The organism is Leptospira chreensis (genome assembly GCF_016919165.1).
Classification (GTDB): domain Bacteria; phylum Spirochaetota; class Leptospiria; order Leptospirales; family Leptospiraceae; genus Leptospira_A; species Leptospira_A chreensis.
On the sequence record NZ_JAFFPS010000018.1, the window covers coordinates 1 to 1,043 of the forward strand.

Annotated in this window: 1 protein-coding gene; it reads left to right on the forward strand. The window is 33.7% G+C overall.

Annotated elements, in window-relative coordinates; genetic code table 11:
* Nucleotides 1-136: 136 nt before the first annotated feature.
* On the forward strand, nucleotides 137-1,043 hold a 907-nt coding region (locus JWG41_RS05565; protein ID WP_205268951.1), incomplete at its 3' end, for an SH3 domain-containing protein.

A 1,043-nucleotide genomic window follows, 5' to 3' on the forward strand; every position in this document is an offset into this window, starting at 1 on the left:
CGCTCGGTCTGCGACACATTCCTCTCCGTCACGCTTTGTTGCTTTCGCAAAAAGCGCGCCGACGCTAACGCCTCTACCAGGCTCAGCTACGAGGAACGTCGTCTCCCCTAGTTCGTTAAGCGCAATCGCTCAAATCATGAATAAAATAATACCTCTAATATTTTTTATTACATTTTGCACTCTTCAAAAAAGAGAAATGCAGATTAAGGGATATTTAAAAGTTACTGCATCAAATGGCTTAATCTTAAGAGAAGGACCTGGAACAAACTTTTCAAAACTAAATACACTACCAAAAAATATAATAAGCCCAATCTTTGAAACCGTAGGCGATACTATCACAATAAAAGGATTTAAAGGAAGATGGATTTTAACTGAATATCAAGGTATTAACGGTTATGTTTTTTCTGGACATGTGTTAATAGCATCTGAACGAGAATCATTAGCAAATGAAAATTTCAATAGATCACCTATCACTCCATTATTAATAAGTGAATCAGGAAAAGCTATAGTTGTTAAAAAATTGATCAGTAAAAATTCTACATTTCTATCTGGAAACGAAAAGCCAACTTTTCGAAAATTTTCCCAAGATCAATATTCCTACATAGAAACCTTAAGTTTAGGAGGAGAATATTCTCCTAAAACATTTATTAGAACTTTGAAAGGATCAAATATAATTGAATATCCTGATATTAATAACTTTCATCCAGTCAAAACATTTGAATCTGGAAAAATAATTGAAGGAGAAAACTTTCTTTGTTATGAATGTTGCGCGAACACCGCGCCAGTCTTAGCAGTATTTGGTAATAATAAATCAGTAACATTCTATGGTTCGACTTATGATTCAGAGGCTTTGTGCTATCCTGAAGGTGGTGATATTGAATTTAATAGAATTAGATATTCAGACCAACATAATCAGCTTTTTATACATACCAAAATAGGTGACTGTAATGAAAGTATATTGCGCGCTTGCATTGAGGCAAACAAAATCGATTCCTGCAAACCGAAAAAATTTACTTTGGAATCTTTTAAAGTGATTACAAATC